12 protein-coding genes and 1 pseudogene are annotated in these 16,159 nt (G+C 69.3%); 6 read left to right on the top strand and 7 right to left on the bottom strand.

Features of this window, described 5'->3' with window-relative positions:
* Positions 1-6: 6 nt before the first annotated feature.
* Positions 7-438: a hypothetical protein gene (locus PH203_RS35955; protein WP_289925600.1), complete on the bottom strand. Its 432-nt coding sequence runs from the start codon at positions 436-438 to the stop codon at positions 7-9.
* 404 nt (positions 439-842) lie between these two features.
* Here PH203_RS35955 and PH203_RS35950 point away from each other — a divergent pair, with 404 nt between their 5' ends.
* The 4 genes from PH203_RS35950 to PH203_RS35935 all read left to right on the top strand — a co-directional run bounded on the left by PH203_RS35950 (position 843) and on the right by PH203_RS35935 (position 7,322).
* On the top strand, positions 843-2,744 hold the full coding sequence (locus tag PH203_RS35950) for an NAD(P)-binding protein (RefSeq protein ID WP_289925667.1): 1,902 nt from the start codon (positions 843-845) through the stop codon (positions 2,742-2,744).
* 460 nt (positions 2,745-3,204) lie between these two features.
* The gene (locus tag PH203_RS35945; protein ID WP_289925599.1) at positions 3,205-4,368 is read left to right on the top strand and encodes a hypothetical protein; all 1,164 of its coding nucleotides are present in this window, start codon (positions 3,205-3,207) and stop codon (positions 4,366-4,368) included.
* 502 nt (positions 4,369-4,870) lie between these two features.
* A complete protein-coding gene (locus PH203_RS35940; RefSeq protein ID WP_289925598.1) occupies positions 4,871-6,400 on the top strand; it encodes a potassium/proton antiporter in 1,530 nt (509 codons plus the stop codon).
* 91 nt (positions 6,401-6,491) lie between these two features.
* A complete protein-coding gene (locus PH203_RS35935) occupies positions 6,492-7,322 on the top strand; it encodes a hypothetical protein (RefSeq protein ID WP_289925596.1) in 831 nt (276 codons plus the stop codon).
* A 182-nt stretch (positions 7,323-7,504) separates the two neighbouring features.
* Here the strand turns inward: PH203_RS35935 and PH203_RS35930 are convergent.
* Positions 7,505-7,909: pseudogene (locus PH203_RS35930) on the bottom strand (chaplin); the annotation flags it as partial.
* A 475-nt stretch (positions 7,910-8,384) separates the two neighbouring features.
* Here PH203_RS35930 and PH203_RS35925 point away from each other — a divergent pair.
* Entirely contained in the window at positions 8,385-9,446 is a 1,062-nt protein-coding gene (locus PH203_RS35925) for a helix-turn-helix domain-containing protein (protein ID WP_289925594.1), read from the top strand.
* A gap of 634 nt (positions 9,447-10,080) precedes the next feature.
* Here the strand turns inward: PH203_RS35925 and PH203_RS49775 are convergent.
* The 4 genes from PH203_RS49775 to PH203_RS35910 all read right to left on the bottom strand — a co-directional run bounded on the left by PH203_RS49775 (position 10,081) and on the right by PH203_RS35910 (position 13,789).
* Positions 10,081-10,590, bottom strand: coding sequence for a GNAT family N-acetyltransferase (locus tag PH203_RS49775; RefSeq protein WP_354671293.1), 510 nt, complete (start codon positions 10,588-10,590; stop codon positions 10,081-10,083).
* Between the two features lie 220 nt (positions 10,591-10,810).
* Positions 10,811-12,109: an ArsB/NhaD family transporter gene (locus tag PH203_RS35920; protein ID WP_289925593.1), complete on the bottom strand. Its 1,299-nt coding sequence runs from the start codon at positions 12,107-12,109 to the stop codon at positions 10,811-10,813.
* The gene (locus tag PH203_RS35915; protein ID WP_289925591.1) at positions 12,106-12,564 is read right to left on the bottom strand and encodes a CBS domain-containing protein; all 459 of its coding nucleotides are present in this window, start codon (positions 12,562-12,564) and stop codon (positions 12,106-12,108) included. Before PH203_RS35915 ends, PH203_RS35920 begins: the two co-directional genes overlap by 4 nt.
* On the bottom strand, positions 12,551-13,789 hold the full coding sequence (locus PH203_RS35910; protein WP_289925589.1) for a cation:proton antiporter: 1,239 nt from the start codon (positions 13,787-13,789) through the stop codon (positions 12,551-12,553). Before PH203_RS35910 ends, PH203_RS35915 begins: the two co-directional genes overlap by 14 nt.
* A gap of 690 nt (positions 13,790-14,479) precedes the next feature.
* Between PH203_RS35910 and PH203_RS35905 the strand changes: the two genes are divergently transcribed.
* The gene (locus tag PH203_RS35905; protein WP_289925587.1) at positions 14,480-14,809 is read left to right on the top strand and encodes a hypothetical protein; all 330 of its coding nucleotides are present in this window, start codon (positions 14,480-14,482) and stop codon (positions 14,807-14,809) included.
* Between the two features lie 144 nt (positions 14,810-14,953).
* Here PH203_RS35905 and PH203_RS35900 read toward each other — a convergent pair whose 3' ends face one another.
* The gene (locus PH203_RS35900) at positions 14,954-16,114 is read right to left on the bottom strand and encodes a beta-propeller fold lactonase family protein (protein ID WP_289925586.1); all 1,161 of its coding nucleotides are present in this window, start codon (positions 16,112-16,114) and stop codon (positions 14,954-14,956) included.
* Between the last annotated feature and the right edge of the window lie 45 nt (positions 16,115-16,159).

Genomic DNA, 16,159 nt, shown 5'->3' with positions numbered 1-16,159 from the left:
GCTTGATCAGTCGCGAGCGCGACGACTGCCAGGGTCGAACGGGGCGGCGTTCGCCAAGTGCCGTTGGCGAGACCGAGATGACCGAGACAAAGCCCTGGCGAGCGGACCGGCGAAAACATGCGCCGCCGACCAGGCAGCGACCAAGGAGAGCGCGAGCAGCATGATGCGGGCCAGGGCGGCGCCGAGCCCCGTCAGGCCGAGAGGGCCCATGACGAGTGTTCCGGCGAGACTGACCAGCCACCCGCTCCCGGCGGCGAGGGAGGCCGACACAGTGAGGGGCGCTTCTCCCAACGCCCTGGCCAGTGCCGGTGCGTCGGCGTCGAAGTCGCGTACACCGGCCCGGCCCAGCAGCACCAGGAGCCAGAAGACGAGTGTCACCACCAGGGCAGAGGTGAAGATGACGGTGGGGAACTGCGCGACAGCGTCGACAACCTCCACGGATCATCACCCCCAAGTAATGGTGCCGCGGCGCCCGGGCTCGTACGGCAGTTGCCGGAGCCAGGCATCAGGACGCACCCGTTTGCGCGCCGAGATCATTGTGAACCGGCGCTGCGCATCGCCGCATTGCCGTGTTCCGGCAGTCCTTACGCCTCGTTGATGCCGGAGTGCGATACCCAGGCGGCGGTCGCGATGTCTGGGATACGTCATGATCGGGTCCGGTGGTGACCGCGGTGCCCTGCAGTAGCCGCCACGTCTGCACCGGCATCGGGGGAAGGACAACAGATGGAGCGACCCAGGCACAGCACAACAACCGGGAAGGGCATGGCCGGACGGAGGCGCGCAGCATGAGGCGGGTGCCGGCACTTCCCGACCAGGCCCGACGGCCGGCGCTGGCCAGACACATGGTGGTCTGCGGCGACGACGCCCTCGCCGAACGCCTGGCAGCCGAACTGCGCGAGCTGTACCGCATGCGGGTCACCGTCGTCGTACCGTCGCTGCCCGGCACGGGCGACACCGGAACCGGTACGGCGGGCCGGGCGCGGGCCGCCACCCTGCTCGCCCGGATGCAGGGGGCCGTCAACCGGGCCGCCGACTCCGAGGCCGCACCAGATGTCCGCGTTCTACAGGCGCCGGTGCTCGACGAGGAGGCGCTCACAGAGGCCGACGTGGCGCGGGCGGACGCGCTCGCCCTCGTCCATGACGACGACGAGACCAACATCCGTGCAGCCCTCGCCGCCCGCCGTCTCAACCCCCGCCTGCGCCTGGTCATCCGGCTCTACGACCGCAAGCTCGGCCAGCACCTGGCCGACCTGCTGGACCAGGCCGCAGCGGTCGCCTCACCCGGCCTCGATCCGGAGGCGCTGGACACCTCCACCACCGTCCTGTCCGACGCGGACACCGCGGCCCCCGCCCTGGCGGCGACGGCCGTCACGGGAACCAGCAAGGTCGTACAGGCGGACGGCCTGCTGCTGCGGGCCGTGGAACGCACCCCACCAGGACGCGGCGAGGTGACCGATCCCGGTCTGTGCACGCTCGCCCTGCTGTCCGCCACCGCCAACGACCCGGCGGGAGCAGAGGGTTCGGACGCCAGCGGCCAGGACGGACCGCAACTGCTGCCCGACGACCGTACTGTCGCCGCCGCGTCCGGCCGCGGCACCGTCGTGCTGGAGACGGTCACCCACGACGGCCCTGAGTGGCCCCCCGGCCGAGGCATCGGCCTACCGTTCGGCTCACTCTTCTCGCGCCGCCTGCGCTGGTCCCTGGCCGGGCTCGTCCTGAGCGTCCTGGGTCTGGCGGTGGCGTCCTGGCTGACCACCGGCGACCACCCCTTGCACGCCGCCTACCTCACCCTCCTCGACATCTTCGCCATCGGGGACCCCGCCGTCGGCGACCCCGTCGCCCGTCAGGTCCTGCAACTTCTGTCGGGGCTGACCGGACTGCTCCTGCTGCCGGTGCTCCTCGCCGCCGTACTCGAAGGCCTGGGCACCTTCCGCACCGCCTCCGCGCTGCGCCGCCCGCCCCGTGGCCTGTCCGGCCATGTCGTCCTGCTCGGCCTCGGCAAGGTCGGCACTCGCGTCCTGGCCCGGCTGCACGAACTCGGCATCCCGGTGGTGTGCGTGGAAGAGGACCCCGAAGCGCGCGGCATCCCGTTGGCCCGCCGCCTGCACGTGCCCACGGTGATCGGAGACGTCACCCAGGAAGGCGTGCTGGAAGCGACGAAGATCCACCGCGCGCACGCCCTGCTCGCCGTCACCAGCAGCGACACCACCAACCTCGAAGCGGCCCTGTACGCCCGCTCGGTGGCACCCGGCCTGCGCGTGTCCCTGCGCCTGTACGACGACACCTTCGCCCTCGCCGTCTACCGCACCCTGCGCGCGGCCCACCCCGAGGCCCTGACCCGCAGCCGGAGCGTATCCACCCTCGCCGCCCCCGCGTTCGCCGGGGCGATGATGGGCCGGCGGATCCTCGGCGCGATCCCCGTCGAGCGCCGCGTCCTCGTGTTCGCCGCGCTCGACGTCGCGGGCCATCCACAGCTGGAGGGCCGCACAGTCGCCGAGTCGTTCCGCGCCGGCATGTGGCGCGTCCTGGCCATCGACTCCGCCGCCCCGGACGAGCGCCTGCCCGACCTGGCGGTGTCCCCGTCGTACGACGGTACGGAGCATCCGAGTGGTCTGGTCTGGGACCTTCACCCCGGCTATGTGCTGCGCCCGCAGGATCGTGTCGTGGTGGCCGCCACCCGACAGGGGTTGGCCGAGCTCCTGGGCACGCAACCGCGAAGCCGACCCCGTGCCACAGACTCCTGAGGCACGAGGGCTCTCGTTTTCTCTTCAGCCCGTCAACTCCCTTGGTTTTTGGCCGGATTGTGGAGCCCAGGCGCGGGAGGCAGAGCCGGTCCGTGTACGGCACGATCGTTCCTCGTGCTGAGGGGGGCGGGGCATGGCCACGGATTCGGCAAGGTCCGCGAACGGGCGGGTAGACAGAGCGTCACTGTTGAAGGTGCCGGCGGTGCCGGTGCTTGGGCCGGATGGCCCGTATCGGGCCAGTGACGCCTCGGACGTGATGACGGAGCCCACGCGCCTACTGTGCGCGGCCGCTCACCTGCGGCCGGACACAGCCGAGGAGTTCGCCGAGAAGCTGCGCAAGTGGCGGAAGGGACAGGCCAAGTAGCTCGGGGACAAGCTCACATCGGAGAAGGTCCGGCTGCGGCGCCCGGAGCAGGCTGCCAAGCGGGCGGTCGAAGGGGAGAAGGACAGACTCGACACATTGCTGGACGACGAGGAGCCCACTGATCCCAAACAGCCGCGGGTGCGAGTCGGCCATGAGTACGTGCGCTGGATACGCAGCCGGATAGCCGACGACGCGCGGCCGGTGCCGTCGCAGGGTTTCGACCTGGAGGCCGTGCTCACCGCGTGCGCGCAGGCGGAACGGCTCCTGTGGCTGCGCCGCGCCATTATGGCTGTGGCCTGCGTGGCAGGTGGACTGTGGATATTCATGCCGCTGGCCTACCTCGCTCCGCTGATCGTGCTGGTCGGGCTGTGGGCGGCCTACTGCACGGACCGTGTGCTGGCCCGGCGGCGGTTGCGCGCGTTGATCGGTGCCGATGAGCGCGAGGCGTGGGGTGCGGGGGTGCCGCGCAGGTTCCGCAGCGCGGTCGAGCGGATCCGCGACGGGGCGCACGGCGAGGTGGTGCCGTATCAGAACCAGATCCATGTCGCAGGATCGAAGTACCACTTCGTGGGGGCGGGCAAGGTCTGGTTCGAGACCCAGATCGGTATCGACGTGATGCCCGCCAAGTCGCAGGACGGGGACGACGGACAGGAGCCTGCGGACGGGAACAGCCGCCTGCGGTCCCTGCCCAGCGTGGAGGAGCTGCTGGCCGGGTCCCGGACCGGTGACGGGGTCGTCCGGTTCACCCCGGACGACCTGCACGCGCATGTGGCCCGAGAGCTGCAACGGCCCATCGATCCGCTGCCGGACTTCCACCCCGACAGCGCGCAGGAGGTGCTCGGTGTCGCGGCGATCTCCGCGGAGCGGTGGGGCATGCTGACGCGTGAGCGGTGGGAAGGACTGGTCACCCTGGCCCACGACGGCGTGCGGGCAGCGGACGCGCAGCGCGCGCCGAAGATCGCCCGTCGCTTCCTGTGCGTGCGGATGACCTCGTGGGACGGCGAGTTGGTGGCCTCCCTGTTCGTGGCTTCGCCTACGAGAACCACTACCTGTGGGTCGTGTTCCGTCTGCACGTGGTCAACCCGCTTCACCCCCGGCTCCACAAGGCCGAGACGGAAGCGGCCCAGGTGGGCTGGGGCTGGAAGCGACGCGCCGCGTATCTCGCGGCCGTGGACACCGGCTGGCTTGTGGGCCGGCTGTTCAAACGGCCCAAGGGTGACAAGGAGAACCCTGCACAAGATCCCGGAATGGGGCCGGTGAGTCTGCGGGAGGCCTACTCGACCCGGTACATGGACGACATGCTCCAGTACGACGATGCCCGTCGCCACATCGACATGATGCAGGGCCGGGTCCTGGCCGCGGTCGAGGGCTTCCTCCGCACGCCAATACCGCACGATCCCGGCCCGCCGAAGCCGTTCATCCTCCATACCCCGCCCCGGCCTCTCAGCCCGTGCCCCGCCGTCCCCGGCACCCTACGCAGCTGCGCCCTGCCGCCCCGCGTGACTGCCCCCTCAGAACCGCCGGAAGCGTATATCGCACGTCGGGAGCAGGGGCCGCACCCCCGTCCGGTGACGGGAACGGTCATCTCACCGCGTTACCGTGGCGTGTCCGCCATGTGCTGATCATCGAGGCGGCGATGGTGATCGTGCCCTCGTGCGGTTTGTCAGCAACACCGCATCGGCCGGCCGCCGGGCGAGGAGGGGCCTGTGACCTGTGGAGGAATGACCGGCGATCGGCCGGGAACGGGGACGGGGTCCGCACGGTGACCTTGCACGACCTCTACCTGACGCTCCTCGTCGGCGGCACCGTTCTGCTCGCCAGCATCGCCGCCGCCCGTACCGCCCACCGGGCCGGTTTGCCCAGTCTCCTGCTGTTCCTGGGGGTCGGCGTGATCGTCGGTGAGGACGCGATCGGCCTGCGCTTCGACGATGCGCAGCTGGCGCAGGCCCTGGGCACGGCGGCCTTGGCCGTCATCCTGGTCGAAGGTGGTCTGACCTCGGACTGGGCCGACGTCCGGCGTCTCCTCCTGCCCGCCGGAGTACTGGCCACTGCCGGGGTGGCCGTCTCCGTCATGGTCACCGCGGCCGGCGCCCACTGGCTGCTGGGCATGGACTGGCATCTGGCGCTGCTGCTCGGCGCGATCGTCTCCTCGACCGATGCCGCCGCCGTGTTCGCCGTACTGCGGTCCTTGCCCTTGCCACAGAAGGTCACCGGCCTGCTGGAAGCCGAGTCCGGCTTCAACGACGCGCCCACGGTCATCCTGGTGCTCGTTCTGAGCACGACCACCGCGGAGTTGCCCGACCCGGGAGACGTCGTCGGCCATCTGGCCTATGAGCTTGCCGTCGGTGTCGTGCTCGGTCTGGTCATCGGGCGTCTGGGTGCCGCCGCCCTGCACAACATCGCGCTGCCTGCCACCGGTCTGTATCCGCTCGCCACGGTCGGGTTCGGCATCGTCGCCTTCGCCGCCGCCGGTGCCGCACACGCCAGCGGCTTCATCGCCGCCTATCTGGCCGGACTCGTCCTGGGCAACGCCCAGTTGCCGCACCGTGCCGCCACTCGGTCCTTCGCCGAGGGGGTGGGCTGGCTCGCCCAGATCGGTCTGTTCGTCATGCTCGGCCTCCTGGTGGACCCCAGTGAACTGCCCGCGGCGATCGGCCCGGCAGTCACCATCGGCCTGGTCCTGCTGCTGGCCGCCCGGCCCCTGTCCGTGCTGGCCTGCCTGCTGCCCTTCCGCATCCCCTGGCGGGAGCAGGGCTTCATCTCCTGGGCAGGGCTGCGCGGGGCCGTACCGATCGTGCTGGCCACCTATCCCATCGTCGAAGGCGTCAGCGGTGCCCGGGACCTGCTCAACATCGTGTTCGTCCTGGTCGTCATCTTCACCGTCGTCCAGGGCCCCAGTCTGCCCGCGGTCGCCCGGTTGCTGCACCTGACGAGACCTGGCGCCCTGCGCGACATCGAGGTCGAAGCCGCTCCGCTGGACACGCTGGACGCCGACCTGCTCACCGTGAGCATCCCGGCGGGATCACGCCTGCACGGCGTCGCCGTCTTCGAACTGCGCCTGCCGTCGCCGACCGTGGTCACGCTGATCGTCCGCGACAGCGCCACCATCGTCCCCGGCCACGACACCGTGCTGCGCGCCGGTGACGAACTCCTCCTGATCACCACGCCCAAGGTGCGGCAGGCAGCCGAACACCGCCTGCGTGCGATCGGCCGCCGCGGCAAGCTCGCCCGCTGGCTCGGAGAGTACGGCGACGCGGAGGCCGCCGGAGGTTCAAGCGACCGGGAGCACTGAGGAGAACGCCCGGAACCCGGCAAGGAAACCGGCCCATCACTGCCTGGCCGCACCACTGCGCGCGCGGCAACTCGGCAGCCACCCTTGACGCATGGTTCGTCTCCGGCACACCGTGACCGTCGCCGCCGTGCCCCGACGCTGGTTCGAGTCGAGTGTCCGCGCGCTCCACGACGTCGCCGAGGGCATCGAGGCCGAGGGGACACGGCTGCGGCTGCCCGACGGACGGCGGCTGCCTGAACTGCTCCTCGCCGAGGGCGGTCACCTACGTCCGGGCGCGCGCTACCACCCACAGAACGACGACAACAGCGGGCCGGACCCTGACGTGACGGTGACGATCCTGGCCTGGGACCGCAAGCGCAGGACGGCTGTGGAGCTCGTTGTACTCGACGACGATCCCGACGGCCCCGGCCATATGGCCTGCACGCTGTGGCTTGCAAGCGGCGAACGGCTGCGTGAGGCAAGCCTGTCGGTCAAGCTGCGCGCAGGCGGCGGCACATGGGCGAAGTACGCTGCGGGCACCGGACGTCTCCGCCTTGACCTGGGGAAGTGGTGGTCGTCGGCAGCGGGCCGGGGCCTTCCGAGGGCCACGGCCTTCACGGGCAAGTTCGACCACGCACTGGCCTCAGCCACACTGAGCGCCGTACCGCGTCCCGCCGACGACGGCCGATGGCGCGTAACGGTCACCGCGCGAGTCAAGGGACGATCATTCGCCCGGCTGCTGTTGCCGCTCGCCATGACCATCATCGGCCGACGGGTACGCGGGGTCTTCGCCGAGGCGCTGGACGACGCGGCGAGGGAGTGGAACAGCCAGGTACCGGAGCTGCTCCGTAGGGACGCGGAACAACTGCAGTCCGAAATCGCCGAGGCACTGGTCGCCGTCGCACCGCAACGCGCGATACAGGAAACGGGAGGGAGCGTGTGACGGCACGCCGAGAATCTGCTGGGCCGCCCGGTGTGTGCCGAGTGCGGGTCGGCGTGGGTCATGGGCGGCTCGAACGGGTCACCGTTGAACGGAGGCGGGCCCTGGTCGACGGGCTCGGGTAGCGAACGGCCGGGCTGGGAAGGCGGCTCGACGGGTTCGTCGCCGCTCACGGCCGCGCCGCCCAGAACCGGGTTGCCGACACCGACCACGTTCACGGTGTTGCCGCTGACGTTGACCGGCAGATCCACCGGCACCTGGATCCCGATCCCGGAGGCGACACCCGGTGAATCCTGCGTATCACCGGCAGAGGTGGCCCCGCCGCTCGCTCCGGCCGGCTCCTTCTCGGCACTGTCCTCGGCACAGGAGTTGCCCGCTGCGGGGTTGAGAGGCCCTACGACGCTGACCGTGTTGCTGCACCCGTTCACCGGCACATGCACCGGCAGCCGGACGGCGTTGGTGGAAACCAGCCCGGGTGAGTCGGCCGCGGATCCGTCCGCCGCGGAGTCGGCGTAGGCCGGCGCCGTGACAGCCACCGCGCCGGAGGGGGTGGCGAGGGCGATCACGCCGTGTCGGGTGGCCCATCTCATGGGTTCCCTGCCTTCCAGATCAGGTGCGGGCAGACGCCCGCACCAGTGAAACGCGAAGGAAACCAAGCAACTTATGGCATATCGACCGTTCGCCTCAGAGGGCACAGCAACGCGCAACGCTCACCGCAGCCGCATCACCACGCGAGTGTCTCCATAAGCCAGCACCATGGAACCGGCCAGGACCGCCACGGCCAGCACGGCGTAAACAGGCCTGGGGATCTCGGCACGCCGCAGGAGGACCGAACCGCCGACGGATGGGAGGTTTCGGTGCTGGTTTTCCGTAGCCCGGCACCGGTCTTGCTCCGCCTCCGCCCGTTCCATCCTGGCACTCGGACCGCTGTTCCCGCACCGCCCTGCACCGTCAGCCTTGCCGTGCTCCTCATGCCGGATCCCTGCACCGACGCGGGGTCTGCCACTCTTGTCCCGCCGTGCGTTAGGAATACGACAACAGAGTTTCAAGGACAGAGGAGGCCGGGTGACCGGGCGCGAGGTACCCGACGAGTACCTGGAGGGCTACGCCCCGATACTTGCCGAGGTGTGTGCGACAGGCCGCCGCCTCACGCGGGACGAGCTGGAGTCGCTCCGCACCCGGGGTGAACGTGCCGCCGACGCCGGTTACGGGCTGCGAGCCCTGGTCCGCCGGCACCTGTCCGTCACCCGGGAAACCTGGCCCACCCTCTCCGCCACGGAAGCCAGTCGCATCCTGGCCGTGGTCGAACAGGCGGTCGACGCCTTCGCCGAGGGACATGAAAGGGCGCAGAGGCTCTCCGTACGGCAGGAGGAAGCGGCACGGCGGGAATTCATCGACGACCTGCTGTACGGCCGCAGCGACCTGGGTCGCCTGGCCGAGCGCGCCGAACGCTTCGGACTGCTCCTGTCGCGGGCGCACGCTGTCGCCGTCGCCCAGGGCGGCAAGCCGGTCGAGGACATGCATCCGGCCACCCGGCAGGTGGAGCATGCGCTCATCAGCAGGTTCGGCGAGCGGCGCATCCTGATCACGACGAAGGACGGGCGACTGGTCTGCATCGCTCCCGGCGACCAGGACGAGGTCCTGGCGTTCTTCGCCAAGCAGGCACACGCGGTCACCGACGGGGGGCAGGTGGGCATCGGGCGCCCGCATCCGGGCGCTGGGGGAGTCGTCCACTCCTACGAAGAGGCGCTCAACGCCCTCGACCTCGCCGAGCGGCTCCAATTGGACGAGCCGGTGCTGCACGCCGCCGACCTCCTCGTCTACCCGGTCCTGACGCGCGACCGACAGGCCATGGCCGATCTCGTGCGCAACACGTTGGGCCCGCTGCAGTCCGCGCGCGGCGGTGCCCAGCAGCTCGTCGACACGCTGACCGCCTACTTCGACTCGGGGTGCGTCGCGGCTGAGGCAGCCCGTCGCCTCAACCTGAGTGTGCGCGCTCTCACCTACCGCCTGGAGCGCATCCACAAGCTCACCGGCGCCAACCCGGCCGACTCCGTCCATCGGTACACCCTGCAGACGGCGGTGATCGGAGCCCGGCTGCTCGGCTGGCCGGACAGCGAAGTCTGATCGACCAGCGGGGCCAGGGCCACCGGCGCCGCCGGTGACACGCGGGCGCGCGCACAAGGGCAGGGTTCGCAGCCCAATGCGTACTTCGCCTCCTGGCGCACGTCGGACGACTCCGACGCGTGCGCCGCTGCCTGTGTGCATCCTGACCGACCATGGCGGCATCCATCACCGGCACGGACTGCTCCCGTACTCGGAGAGTCGACGCCGGGCAAGGCGCAGGCCGCGTGCCGACAGCATCCTGATGGCGGCCGGGAATCGACCGGCCGCAGACGCGGGCCTGCACGTGACTGCCAGAGCACGGAAGGAAGTTGGTCTGCGACTGTGCCGAGGACGGCCCGTGAACCGGGCGCGTCGAACCCGAAGGATGGACGCGTGGCTCACGCCGGACAGGAGAGGTTATGGCACTCGTGGTGATCCCCGGTACTGCTTTGGCTGCGCTCGTGGCCTGGGCGATCGGAGTGCTCGTCCGGCGAGAACGCCGACGGCTCGGGACCAGTGTGGAGGGACACCGGATCGAGTCGGCCGCCACCCGGCGTATCCGCGACACGCGGCGCTGTGCCCGCAGCCTCCACCACATCGGAAGGGAGCGGGGATCGGCCGTATCGACGACCGGGACATGTAGACGGGACCGAGTTCAGTACGGTGGTGAGCGACTCAGCAGCCGCTGCCATGTTCGCCGGAACGACCCCATGAGGTGAGAGCACAAGGGGCCGCTGTGAGGGAGGGCCACGCTCGTCTCTCGTGTCATCACGGTGAAGAAGGCCCGTCCGTCCCGGGTCTGCAGCGTCGTGCTCCACTGGTAGCCGGGACGCTGGGCGAGCAGGGAATGGACGAGGTCGCGTCCCAGCCCTTGACGCTGTCGGCATTCATGGACCCAGACGTCCAGAATCCGTCCCGTACGGCACTCGTGGCAGACGCGGAAGCGCAGCCGTCCCACGAGGAGACCGCCCTGATCGAGCAGGACGAACTCGGTCGGGGTGTCTGAGTTCCATAACCACGTAGGTATGGGTTCATCTGGGTCCACTCGGATCACCCGTCCCGGGGGCTTTGCCGTTTCGCCCTCGTTCTTGCAGAGTCGGACCTCGTGGAGAGGCTGACTATGTGGGCGACAGAGGTCCCCGCGAGCAGCGCCCACGCCACGCATACGTGGCCGGCCGTTCGCCGGCCGACCGCGGACAGGAGCAGAGTCGCTGCGGATCCTGCCGCGACCGCTTGACGGTTGGTGAGGAAGGACCAGTGCCGACGTGTGCCTCCCGGGTGGATCTCCATCCGGGCGGTTCGGATCACCAGCATGGCGATGACGGCCACGGGCGCCATCAGCGTCGGATCCATGCGCAGGACTCCTTCCGGTGCGTGGCGACAGGTCAGGTGAGGGCGAAGTAGCGCAGCCACACGTACCCGAGGGCGATGGCCACGGTGACGACGGTGACGACCAGGCCGTACTTGGTGAACTGCCAGAAGGAGATGGGCTGGCGGTTGCGTTCGGCGATGCCGAGGACGACGACGTTGGCGGAGGCGCCGATGGCGGTGGCGTTGCCGCCCAGGTCGGCACCGAGAGCGAGGGCCCACCACATGACGTGGTCGCTGCCGCCGCCCATGTTCTGCACCAGGTCGCTGGTGATGGGGGCCATGGTGGCGACGTACGGGATGTTGTCGACGATGCCGGACAGGATGGCGGAAGCACTCAGAAGGATCATGGAGCCGCCGAGTTCGTTGTCGCCGATCGCGTCGGCCAGCGACTTGGAGACCTCCGAGATCACGCCGGTCTCGATCAGGCCGCCGATCATGATGAAGAGCCCGGCGAAGAAGGCCAGGGTGGGCCACTCCACCTCCTTCAGGACGTCACCGGTCTCCGCGGTGGAGACGGCGATGAGCAGTCCGGCGCCGAGCAGGGCGACGATGCTCGGCTCGTAGTGCAGCACCGGATGCAGCACGAACCCCGCCACCACCAGAGCCAGCACGATCAGGCCCTGGATGAGCAGACGGGGGTCCTTGATGGCCTCGCGCTCCTCCAGCGTCATGATCTCGGCGGCGCGGTCCTCGTCGTAGACGAAGAACTTGCGGAACATCACCCGGCACAGCGCGAGCAGAACGACCACCAGCACCACCACGATCGGGGCGAGGTGGACCAGGAAGTCGTTGAAGGTGAGACCGGCGCGGCTGGCGATGATGATGTTGGGTGGGTCGCCGACCAGCGTCGCGGTGCCGCCGATGTTGGAGGCGAGGACCTCGGCGATCAGGAACGGCGTCGCCGGGAGTGCCAGGCGCTCGCACACCAGCAGGGTCACCGGCGCGATGAGCAGGACGGTGGTGACGTTGTCCAGCAGGGCGGAGGCGACCGCGGTGATGACGACCAGCATGGCCATGACCCGGAAGGGCTTGGCCCGGGCCCGTTTCACCGACCAGATCGCCAGGTACTCGAACATGCCGGTCTTCTTGAGGACACCGACGATCATCATCATGCCCATCAGCAGGAAGATGACGTTCCAGTCGACGCCGCTGTGCTCGGAGTAGAACGCCGACTTGTCGTCGGCCGCCCTGATCGCCAGCATCAGGCCCGCGCCGCCCAGCGCCACGGCGACCCGGTGGATCTTCTCGCTGATGATCAGGGCGTACGCGCCGACGAAGACGACGACCGCCGCCCAGCTGTGCCAGTCGTTCACGATCCTCCGATGAAGTGTTCCAGCAGGGCGGTCGCGGTGATCGCGCCGGTCACCGAGGCTTGGTCGGCGTCACGCTCGACGACCGCGACGAGCGGGGAGTCCTTGCGGGCCATGAGCGTGGCGATCTGCGCGGGCGAGGCGTCCGGCCCGACCACCGGGGGAGTGAGGCGCCCACGCGGCAGCCACTCGGCCACCGAGCGCCCGTGCATCGCCTCCCGCGCCTCCTCGTCGAAGTGGTCGTCCGTCTCGGCCGCCAGAACCGGGCTTTCCCGCAGGTACCAGGGCAGCAACGCGCTGATCACGCGCGCGGTCGGCACGACCGCGTACGGGTAGCCGTCGCGGTCGAGGACCAGCAGCGCGGGGAGCTGATGCCGTACGACCAGACGGGCGGCGACAAGAGCGTCGTCGTCCGCGGACACGGTGGGATAGGGCCTGACCAGGTCATGGGCGCGCATCGGCATGCATCTCCGCGGGCTGGGTGTCCTTCTTGTGCGGCTCCGGGATACCGGCCAGCTCATCGACGTCGAAGGCGCGGGCGATCGGCACGTCCGTCGAGCTGTGCGCGATGATCGAGAACGCGATGCACACGGCGATCAGCGTGAACGCCTCCTCGGCCTGCGGGATCCCGGACTGCAGCACCAGCAGGCCGTAGACCACTGAGGCGAAGCCCTTCGGCCCGAACCAGGCCGCCACGAGCTTCTCCTTGCGGGAGATGGTCGTACCCAGCAGCGAGATCAGCAGGGAAGCCGGGCGGATCAGCACGATCGCGAGCACCACCGCGACGTACCCGCCGAAGGACAGGTCGCCGAACAGCTGCGGGGTCAGCAGCGCGCCGAACACCAGCAGGGCCGCGAACTTGGCCAGCTCCGCCAGCGCCTCGCCGAGCGGCTCGAACGCCTCCTTCGCCTCCAGCGACCGTGCGGTGAGGACCGCGCCGGCCGAGAACGCGGCCAGGTAGGGGTTGGCGTGCGTGAGGTGGCAGACCGCGTACAGGATCACGCCGATCGCGAGAGGCAGCAGCGGCTGCAGCTTGGGCTCGGCGCCCAGCAGTCGGAACCGTACGAGCTCGATGACGACGAAGGGCAGCACGATGCCGAAGACCAGGCCGAGGACCAGCTCCAGCGCGATCTTTCCAAGGTCGGCCTCCGCGTGCCCGGAGGTCGGTCCCGCCGCGGCGATCAGGATGAGGACCACAGGCAGGGCGAGCCCGTCGTTGATGCCGCTCTCCACGTTCAGCAGTTGCCGCAGCTTGGCCGGGACTTCCTTGCGCCCGACGATCGCCGAGGCGAACACGGGGTCGGTCGGCGCCAGTACGGCACCCACCAGGAAGGACGTCGTCCAGTCCAGACCCACCAGGAAGTGCGTGATCAGGGCCATGCCGACGAACGCGAGAGGCATACCGAGACCGAGCGCGCGGGCCGGGTTGCGCCAGTTCGCCCGCAGCTTGGGGAAGGAGACGTGCATGCCGTCGGTGAACAGCACCGCGAACAGCGCCAGATCCGCCGTCGCGGACACGATCTCGCTGTCCGGGGTGATGTGGATCAGTCCGAGGAAGCCGTCACTGACCAGGGCTCCACCAACCAGGAAGAGGAAGGATGTGGAGAGCACGGTCCGTGCCGCCAGGCCTGACAACAGCACCGCAACCAGCAACGCGACGCCGAACACCGCCACAAGCACCATGACGGCCACCCCCGATCGGAAGAGAGATTTATCCCTTGTTCGCCGACCAGGCTTCCCGGCACACCGGAGGGAACCCTACCTGTCCTTGACGCGTTTTTGACAGATCACTAATAGGCACAGTGAACTGCGTGATGCTGCCGGATCCCGGCAACGTTGCCGGCAGGGCTGGATGCGAAGCCCGCGTTTCCCGATCGGCTCAACCGTCGGCCGCCCAAGCGGCGGGTGCTGTGACCTGCGCCCAGGCTGACCGTCAGATGCGCCGGGAAGCCTGGTCTGCAGTTGGCCTTCCTCTGCCCTGGAGCTCCGAATGCCTTGTCCTTCTTCGGCGCGGCAACACCGCGGGCATCACAGGCTGTTCGGCGCGGGAAGTCGTCTGCTGCATCCGTTCCGGGGCCGTCGGCTCAGAGCCGAGTCCACCCCGGACCGTGCCGTCGTGCGCCTCTCGGGTGAGAACACCTCCAAGAACGCAGCCCAGACAGGGCCCGGCATGCCGTCGAATGCGGCATTGACCGCCTCAAGGGAAGCCGGGCGATGGCCGCCCGGTTCGACAAACTCGCCGTCCGCTTCGAGGCCACTGTCCATATCGCCGCGATCAACGAATGGCTGTGACCACACGGGACTGTCCGCCCCGCATGCCATCCTGACGGCGGCATTTCGGCACCAGCCTCGTCACCAGGGGGAGAGCGGATCGTGGCGGCAACCTACTACGGCGCCGACAGCGAGAACGGGGACCACATCGACGACCCGTCCGAGGACGCCCTGTTCGACCTCATCAGCGAACTCGACAACGCGGACAACACGTTCATCGTCATCCAGCCCGACGAGGACGATCCCGCCTGGTTCGCCTCCGTGGCCGTCTGCGACGAAGGCGGCTACGAGATCGTCCTGCGTGACAGCACGCGACGCGAACACAAGGTCACCATCGACACCGACATCAGCGGGATCGCCAACGACCTCATCGTCTGGCTGGCCGGTCGTAACTTTCCCGGACAGCCAACCCAGCACACCAGCACCTTCTGATGAAACACGGCCTACGCTTGGTTCGCGGCGGCCCGCTGCCTCACCGGTTTCGGTGTCGGCGGTGAGTACTCGGCGATCAACTCCGCCATCGACGAGCTGATACCGGCTCGGGTCAGGGGCACCCGCGGTGCCGACACCGCTGCGTCACATCGCTGCGATCCCCTCCATGCCGGACTCGGCGAACGCGGGCAGTCCCTTGGCGGTCGTGACCTTGGTGAGGGATCCGTTCTTCTCGACACGGAAGCCGTCGACCGTCCCGGAGGTCGCGTTCTGGACGTAGACGAACTTGGCGTCCTTGGTCACGGCGATGTCGATCACGCCCTGCGATTTCGAGGAGGGCGGGGTGGCGAGGCCGACCTCGTTGGTCAGGGCGAGCCGTCCGTGCTTGTCCATGCGGTACCCGGTGACGGTGGAGTTGCCGGTGTTGCCGCCGTAGAAGTAGTTGCCCGCGCGCTCCAGCCAGCACAGGACCTCCTGGCCGCTGGCGAGCGGCTGCTGGAGGACCTTCAGCTTGCCGTTGTGCTTGACCTTGTAGACGGTCACCGTGGACTTCTCGGCCTCGGCGACCAGCATCCGGCTGCCGGAGCTGTCGAAGCTGATCGCGAACGGCACGTTGCCGGCGGACTTGTTGACGACCGGCTCGGCGACGGCCGGTAGACCGTTGCTCTTCAACGGGAAGACCTCGACGGTGTTGTTCCCCTTGGTGGTGACCACCAGGCTGCGGCCGTCCGGGGTGATCTCGACCTCGCCGGGCGAGGTGTCGAACCGTGGTACGTCCTCGTTGTCCAGCCCGAGTGAACGGTAGGACCCCCGCATCGGCACGAGCCCCTTCCTGGTGATCCGGAAGCCCTGGACGCTGCCCTCGCCGCCCGCGTTCATGACGTACGCGACCTTCCCGCGCACCGCGATGCTGGACGGGAACTTGCCGCCGGTGGAGACAACTTGACGGTTCTTCAGTTCTGTTCCTTCGGCGCGGAAGGAGGTCAGCGTGCCGCTGCCCGCGTTGACCGCCAACAGCGTCCCGGAGGCGTCGTCGTAGACGAGGGAGCCCTGGGAAGCGAGGGAGTCGGTGGGGGCGTCGACCTGGTCGCCGCCCTTGCCGCCCGTGGCGTAGCTGCCGGCGGGTTTCAGCTTGCCTTGGTCGTCCCGGGCGAAGACGTGGATGATGTTGCCGGTCAGCTCGTTGCCCTGCACGAACACGGCATGGTCTGCTGCGGCTCCGGACGCCCCGTACTGGCTCGCCGAGGCCAGGGACACAGCCACGGTGGCCGCCGCCACGGTGGCGAGGACAGTGCCACCGATCACGATGCGCCGCGTCCTGGACTTCGCCCGGTGACCGCGACGTCCTCC

Origin of the sequence: Streptomyces sp. S.PB5, from assembly GCF_030403745.1 — a bacterium.
Taxonomy (GTDB): domain Bacteria; phylum Actinomycetota; class Actinomycetes; order Streptomycetales; family Streptomycetaceae; genus Streptomyces.
The sequence above is the reverse complement of the archived record's forward strand: the minus strand, read 5'-3'. Positions and strand labels throughout refer to the sequence as shown.

Coding starts and splice junctions, on each gene's coding strand:
- PH203_RS49775 (WP_354671293.1), bottom strand. CDS start 10,590: ATGCGTGGCGTGGGCGCTGCTCGCGGGGACCTCTGTCGCCCACATAGT.
- PH203_RS35910 (WP_289925589.1), bottom strand. CDS start 13,789: ATGGTGCTTGTGGCGGTGTTCGGCGTCGCGTTGCTGGTTGCGGTGCTG.
- PH203_RS35915 (WP_289925591.1), bottom strand. CDS start 12,564: ATGCGCGCCCATGACCTGGTCAGGCCCTATCCCACCGTGTCCGCGGAC.
- PH203_RS35935 (WP_289925596.1), top strand. CDS start 6,492: ATGGTTCGTCTCCGGCACACCGTGACCGTCGCCGCCGTGCCCCGACGC.
- PH203_RS35950 (WP_289925667.1), top strand. CDS start 843: ATGGTGGTCTGCGGCGACGACGCCCTCGCCGAACGCCTGGCAGCCGAA.